Below are 6650 nucleotides of genomic sequence, written 5' to 3'. Positions count from 1 at the left end.
ATAATAACATGTAAGTTCAACAAAATTGTAAAATAACTGTTAGGCTTTGTCTTTCAGCCTTTTAAGTCCCCCCTTGGGGGATTTAGGGGGCTGTAGTTTTAAAGCTTACAAAAAGAAAATCCTTTTTTATGAATAATCCGGGATAGAATCATGTAAATCTTGTCAATCCTGTCAAAACTTTTTTCTTTTATTCTTTCTTTGTGAACTTTGCGAGAAATATTATTTTTTGAATCTATGATCTTTATCTTATTTATTCAGTATCGACAAATCCGGTTTCAGCAGTTTCATGATTTCCGGGTTTTGCATGTTTTCCGGGGTGGCCAGGGTGACACCGGTGTCGATGCGCTTTTCGAATGGATGGCCTTTCAGGCAGGCGACCGCAACTTTGACCCCGTAGTATCCCATGTTATACGGGTTCTGGATAACCAGGCCGTTTATTTCCCTTTTCCCCAGCGCCTCGATAAGTTTTTCCGAGGAGTCGAATCCGACAAAACGGATTTTCCCCGCCATGCCGCGGTCCTGGAGCACCCGCAGACAGCCGAAGGTGGAAGACTCGTTGGGGGTAAAAATCGCCCCGGTTTCGGGAAAGCGGTTAAGAAGGTTTTCGCAGGTACGGTAGGCGGTCTCCGTGGTGACACCGGCATACTGGTTGTCGGAGAGGATTTCGATCCCCGGAAATTTTGACTTGATGGCGGTTTCGAATCCCTCCACACGCTGCATGGTGGTGACATCCGCCTCGCTCAGCCGCACGATGATCAGCTTCCCCCTGCCGCCCAGGAGCTTCCCCATGTGCTCGCCGCCGAGCACTCCACCCCGGTAGTTGTCGGTGGCGACAAAAGAGACCGGCGTGTCCCCCTGCAAAGAGGAATTGATGAGGATGGTCGGGATGCCCATTTTCCTGGCCTCCCCGACTGTCTGCACCAGGGTGCGGTCATCCATGGGCGAGATTACCAGTGCGCTGACTTTCGAGACCATGAACGTCTCCACGATCTGCATCTGCTCGTCACGGTCATCCTCCTTGAGAGGCCCTTTCCAAATGATGGCGACACCCAGCTCCCGTGAGGCGGCCAGCGCCCCGGCATGGATGGATTTCCAGAATTCATGGGTGGAGCCCATGGGCACTACGGCGACGGTGATTTCCTTTGCCTTGTCTCCCGGCCTGCCGCAGCCGGAAGAGACGAGAACCAGGGCAGAAATGATAAAAAGAAAGAAGAATAGGCGTTTCATAAAATGCTCCGGTGATACCTCACCCCCGTCCCCTCTCCTAGTCAGGAGAGGGGTGACTCGACTATGACTGAAATTTCATCTAGAACTGAATCCAATAAATTTGAAATTTGCTCATTGCTGAATCTCAATATCCGATATCGCCCAATTTGAAATATTTCTTCCCGGAATCGATCGTATTCAATGATATCATACTCCTGATGAATGCTTCCATCAATTTCAATAATTATTTTCTTTTCATGGCAATAAAAGTCCGCAACAAAGTGATATTCCCCAAGAACAAATGGAACCTGTCGTCGAAATTTATGATTATTCAGTTTTCTGCCGCGCAACTCGCGCCAAAGGATTTTTTCTGCATCAGTCATGTTTCGCCGCAGAAAACGCGCGGTTTTCAAAACCGGCGTATTTATGGACATAATTCTCCTGCTTCTTAAAATCCCCGCTCTCTTGCCCATCTCCTATCCATGAGAGTAAATAACTGGCTGTGGGACCTATCCTTACCCTCTCCTGACTAGGAGAGGGTGGCCGAAGGCCGGGTGAGGTTAATTTCCCAGGAGCCTTCGTAACCGGACTCCGATGAACGCAGCAGGCAGGGTTTTCAAAAGATCGCCGATGAATGGGATGATCAGGCCTGTGCGGATCAGGGAAGCGATTCCTTCCGGTGTTCCCATGACCTCATGAAGCGACAGGCACAGCCACAGGAAACCGGGGACGTACAGGCTTACCAGGCCGCCGAGCATGATAAGATAGGCTTTCAGAACCGAGCCGCCGGTATTGAAACGGGCGAGGAGTCCTGTGGTGAGGGCGCAGAGGGTAAACCCCAGGATGAATCCGAATGTTGGCGCCAGGATATATGCCGGTCCTCCGCCCGACGCGAAAATGGGCAGTCCGGCAAGCCCCGCAAGTGTATACAGGAGAGCGGCTGAAGCTCCCCGTGAAGGGCCCAGGCCATATCCCGCCAGAAGAGCGGCGGTAGATTGAAGGGTGAGCGGCACTGGGCCGATCGGTATTTTCAAAAAGGCTGAAACCGCTAGTATTGCGGCAAACAGGGCGATTTTTGTCAGATTTGTTGTTCTTTCGGTCATGATGTATTATACTATACGGTCAAGAAAAACAGAAGCCAGAATTCTTCTCGTATGTATCGAAAAGTGATGGAGATTTTATGATCACCCTTATCGCATTTGTTTTTGTGCTCAGCCTGTTGGTCCTCGTGCATGAACTCGGTCACTTTACCATAGCCAAAATATTCGGCATCGGTGTGGAGCGTTTCAGCATCGGCCTGCCTCCGAAGCTGGTGGGAATAAAGATCGGAGATACCGAATACTGCCTCTCCGCCATTCCTTTCGGGGGGTATGTCAAACTTATCGGGCAGGATGATTTCTCACAGGAGGAAGATGATTCACCTCCCGGTCCCCGTGATTACCGCGGCAAATCAACCCCGGTGAAAATAGCGGTTCTGTCGGCGGGAAGTATCATGAATCTCCTCACTGGGCTGGTGATCTTTTTCCTTCTCTTTGCTCTCACCGGCATTCCCCTGTCCTCGACAAAGATCGGCGCAGTGGAGCCCGGCAGCATAGCCGCCCAGCTCGGTTTGAAAAGCGGCGATGTGATTGTGATGACAGACGGCAAGAAAGTAAAGAAATTTGAAGAAGCTCTCCTTCCGCTCTATACGAATAAACAGACGGTATTGACGGTAAAGAATGCCCAGGGAGAAGAGCGGCAGGTTACCTTTGCCCGTAAACTCGGAGAGAACGAGGATTTCGGGATTATTCCCTTCTATGAAGCGATAGTGGGAAAGGTAATAAAAGGAATGCCGGCCGAGAAAGCGGGAATAAAAGCCCGAGATGTAATTGCCTCCATTGACACCGTCAAGGTGACCGGCTGGTACCACATGAGCGAAATCATTCGTGACAATCCGGGGAAACAACTGACGGTCACTGTGCGAAGGGACGGGAAAGAGGAAAAAATTCTTCTTACAACGGAAACCGCTTCCGAGCAGCAGCCCAATGGCGCAAAGAAGGCAATCGGAAAAATCGGAGTCCAGATCGGAAATGAAAGAGTCGGCGCCATAGAATCCTTTCGTCAAGCCTATTCACGCACCGTGTATTTCGCCACCCAGACATTTGGCTTTTTCGGGAAACTCATCACCGGACAGATGTCGGCAAAGCTTCTGGGCGGCCCGGTCATGATCGCACAACTTGCGGGGGAGAGCGCCAAAATCGGGATCGCCAGCCTGATGAGCTTTACCGCATTCATCAGTATCAATCTGGGAGTGTTGAATCTGCTTCCCTTTCCGGTTCTCGATGGCGGCCATATTTTTATCCTGGCGGCGGAAACGGTCGTCCGGAGGAAACTCTCGCTTAAAGTACGGATGGCTCTCCAGCAGGCCGGAACCCTGATCCTCCTTTTCCTCATGCTGTATGTGACGTTCAACGATGTCATGCGGTTTGAAACCATTTCCAATATATTCGGAGGAAAATAGAAGCCATATGCACTACGCAATGACGCTCGCAGCCTTCCTGATGTTCCGCCCCAGACCGGCGGCCGGCGCTGAAATTGCACCCCCAAACCCAACCCCCCTTTGAACATGCGCCCGGCGTTGGACGCCGCCCACCCCCTCCACAATAAAAATAATTGTAATCCTTATGTCGATAAATGGGAAAATACTTGCACTTTTCAATATTTTTGTTATTCTTATACACAAGTATCATTCCTTGTTCTTTTCGCCAATAAGGAGTCGTTGCCATGTTCAATAAAAAAACTTGCATAATGGTTCTGCTCTCCTTTTCCTTCTTGCCATTGCTTTTTATTGATTATGCGCTTGCAGGTCCACTCGAAGATGGGGTTGCCGCATATGAGAGCGGTTCTTATCCCACTGCTCTCAAACTGCTTCGTCCTCTCGCCGTAAAAGGAGATGCTAAAGCTCAGTATTATCTTGGGGAAATGTATTTAATTGGCAAAGGAGTACCACCAGATAATAGCGAGGCGATCAAATGGTACCGTAGAGCCGCGGAGAAAGGTTTTCTAAAAGCCCAGAATAAACTTGGCCTCTATTATTATAATGGATTATTTGTTTTGCAAAATTATAGTGAAGCTGCAAAATATTACCAACAAGCCGCAAAGCAGGGTGATGCCGATGCTCAGTATTTTCTTGGTAGAATGTATGAAAACGGTAAAGGTTTCTCGCAGGATTACACGGAGGCCGTCAAATGGTATCGCAAGGCCGCTGAACAGGGCAATGCCAATGCTCAATTAAATCTTGGTGCAAATTATCAACAAGGTGAAGGCGTTCCGCAGGATTACACGGAGGCCGTCAAATGGTATCGCAAGGCCGCTGAACAGGGCAATGACAATGCTCAATTGTTTCTTGGAATTATGTATTTTCTTGGTAATGGAGTTTCGAAAGATTACAATGAAGCTGCAAAATATTACAGCAAGTCCGCTGAACAGGGTAATCACTATGCTCAGCTCAGACTTGGTGATATCTATCATAATGGCGCAGAAGGAGTACCACAGGACTACAATGAGGCTATAAATTGGTACCGTAAGGCCGCTGATCAGGGTGATGCTGATGCTCAGTATCGTCTTGGTATAATATATCATAATGGCAAAGAAGGAGTCCCACAGGACTACAGTGAGGCTATAAGATGGTATCGCAAGGCCTCTGAGCAGGGTGTCGCTGGTGCTCAATATAATCTTGGTGTGATTTATTCTAAAGGTAGTGGTGTTCCACAGGATAATAATGAGGCTGTAATATGGTTTCGTAAATCTGCAGAGCAGGGTTATGCTTCAGCTCAATTATTTTTTGGCTTAATGTATTCTTTGGGTCTGGGTGTTCCACAAAACTATGTTTTGTCTCATATGTGGTTAAACCTTGCCGCCTCGAAATGGCCTGCGAATGAAAAGAACACAGCAAGTGAATCGCGGGATGATATAGCCGAAAAAATGACCCCGGAACAGATATCAGAAGCGCAACGTCTTGCCCGTGAATGGAAACCAAAATGATAACAATAGTTAGGCGATAGAAGCCTTCATATTAAATTATGATAAAAATTAGGAATTACATTCTAACTATAGAGCTCTTAGACGCATACCAAAATGCTGCATTGAAAAACGCGGGCGAACTATTGGAAGAAGCCCAGTTATTATTTTCGAAAGCCCATTATGCGGGAGCCTATTTTCTGTCAATTGCTTCTATTGAGGAGTCGGGAAAGGCATATATTGCATTTGATGCGAAAGGAAGAAATCTTAAAGATGGTGGTGTTTGCAAGAAGATCAAGGAGAAGTTCGAAAACCACCCTAACAAAATCACGGCTGCTTTCTCAAGCTGGATTACATTCTCTGATAAAACTAAAGAAGCTATAAAAACCTGTGTTGATTTGATGGTTCAGTTAGAGTATGGCAGAGAGAAGTCTATGTACATAGATGTAAAAGACAATGGATCAGTAATATCTATTCCTGCTGAAGTGGTTCGCCCTGTTGCGGCAAGAGACTGTGTTAATATCGCAGTAAATTGCCTGCATCATACAAAACTTTATATCCAGAAGAATGTTCCTCCTAAAAGATCATCTTACCAAGACAAGTTTATGTGCATAAAGCAAAGTACCCTCACAGCACTGCTAAATAGTGCTGATTTTTGGGAGTTCTATTCTAGCCTACCAGAAAAAGGTGAATCATCTTGGATGAATGCGGCAGTTACATATCACGATAGGTATTATCAGAAAAAAAAGAAGTTTAAGAATGAAATTAGCTAACATTCAAATGCACCTGACCTCATACCGCGTCGTCTGATTTCAGTCGTTCCGGCGCGGTCCGTCAATGTATGGGAGCGGGGAAATCCTGCTCCCTTTTTTTTCCTCGGTGAACGAGGAAGTACAGGCCGGTACTCTCACTTGCATCTTCAGCGAGCGTATGATCCGACTACGCAATCTCCGGCTGACTTTTCAATGATTTTTTCGTATATTAGCGTTCGTTCATTTTTCATGTGCACATTCAAAAAGCGAGGCGTCAGGTTTCGTGCAGACACCCGGTAAAACCCTTTCCACCGAACAAACGACCGTTCCCCTCAATGCCAATCTGCTGATCATTTTCGGCATGACCCTCACTGTGGTGCTCGGCGTATCGAGCATCACACCGGCGTTTCCCGGCATCATGCGAGAGCTGCATCTGACCAAAAGCCAGGTTGGGCTGCTGGTTACTTTTTACAGCCTGCCTGGGATATTTTTCTCCCTGTTGATGGGTGTGGGCGCCGACCGTATAGGGAGAAAGATCATCCTTGTTCCCTGTATGCTTCTTTACGGTATCGCCGGAGGGGCCTGCGCATTCACCCATGATTTCAATCTTCTCCTGGCCCTGCGATTCCTGCAGGGGCTGGGCGCCACAGCGGCGGGAACGCTCAGTGTCGCCATTATCGGCGATATCTATTC

Annotated in this window: 7 protein-coding genes; 4 read left to right on the top strand and 3 right to left on the bottom strand. The window is 47.8% G+C overall.

Going from position 1 to position 6650, the window contains the following annotated elements; all coding sequences use genetic code 11:
* Nucleotides 1-246: 246 nt before the first annotated feature.
* The 3 genes from Q8O92_00655 to Q8O92_00645 all read right to left on the bottom strand — a co-directional run bounded on the left by Q8O92_00655 (nt 247) and on the right by Q8O92_00645 (nt 2309).
* Nucleotides 247-1227 (bottom strand): substrate-binding domain-containing protein, encoded by a 981-nt coding sequence (locus Q8O92_00655; protein ID MDP2981824.1) that lies wholly within the window; start codon nt 1225-1227, stop codon nt 247-249.
* Nucleotides 1228-1268: 41 nt separating this feature from the next.
* On the bottom strand, nt 1269-1640 hold the full coding sequence (locus Q8O92_00650) for an endonuclease domain-containing protein (GenBank protein MDP2981823.1): 372 nt from the start codon (nt 1638-1640) through the stop codon (nt 1269-1271).
* 126 nt (nt 1641-1766) lie between these two features.
* Entirely contained in the window at nt 1767-2309 is a 543-nt protein-coding gene (locus tag Q8O92_00645; GenBank protein ID MDP2981822.1) for a biotin transporter BioY, read from the bottom strand.
* Between the two features lie 77 nt (nt 2310-2386).
* Between Q8O92_00645 and rseP the strand changes: the two genes are divergently transcribed.
* The 4 genes from rseP to Q8O92_00625 form a co-directional block, all read left to right on the top strand.
* Nucleotides 2387-3706, top strand: coding sequence for an RIP metalloprotease RseP (gene rseP, locus Q8O92_00640; protein MDP2981821.1), 1320 nt, complete (start codon nt 2387-2389; stop codon nt 3704-3706).
* Nucleotides 3707-3969: 263 nt separating this feature from the next.
* The gene (locus tag Q8O92_00635; GenBank protein ID MDP2981820.1) at nt 3970-5229 is read left to right on the top strand and encodes an SEL1-like repeat protein; all 1260 of its coding nucleotides are present in this window, start codon (nt 3970-3972) and stop codon (nt 5227-5229) included.
* Nucleotides 5230-5267: 38 nt separating this feature from the next.
* On the top strand, nt 5268-5978 hold the full coding sequence (locus Q8O92_00630; GenBank protein MDP2981819.1) for an AbiV family abortive infection protein: 711 nt from the start codon (nt 5268-5270) through the stop codon (nt 5976-5978).
* Nucleotides 5979-6240: 262 nt separating this feature from the next.
* Nucleotides 6241-6650, top strand: a 410-nt coding sequence (locus Q8O92_00625; GenBank protein MDP2981818.1) for an MFS transporter, incomplete at its 3' end; no start/stop codon positions are given.

The organism is Candidatus Latescibacter sp., from assembly GCA_030692375.1.
Taxonomy (GTDB): domain Bacteria; phylum Latescibacterota; class Latescibacteria; order Latescibacterales; family Latescibacteraceae; genus JAUYCD01.
This window is presented reverse-complemented; position numbering and strand designations above follow the sequence as displayed.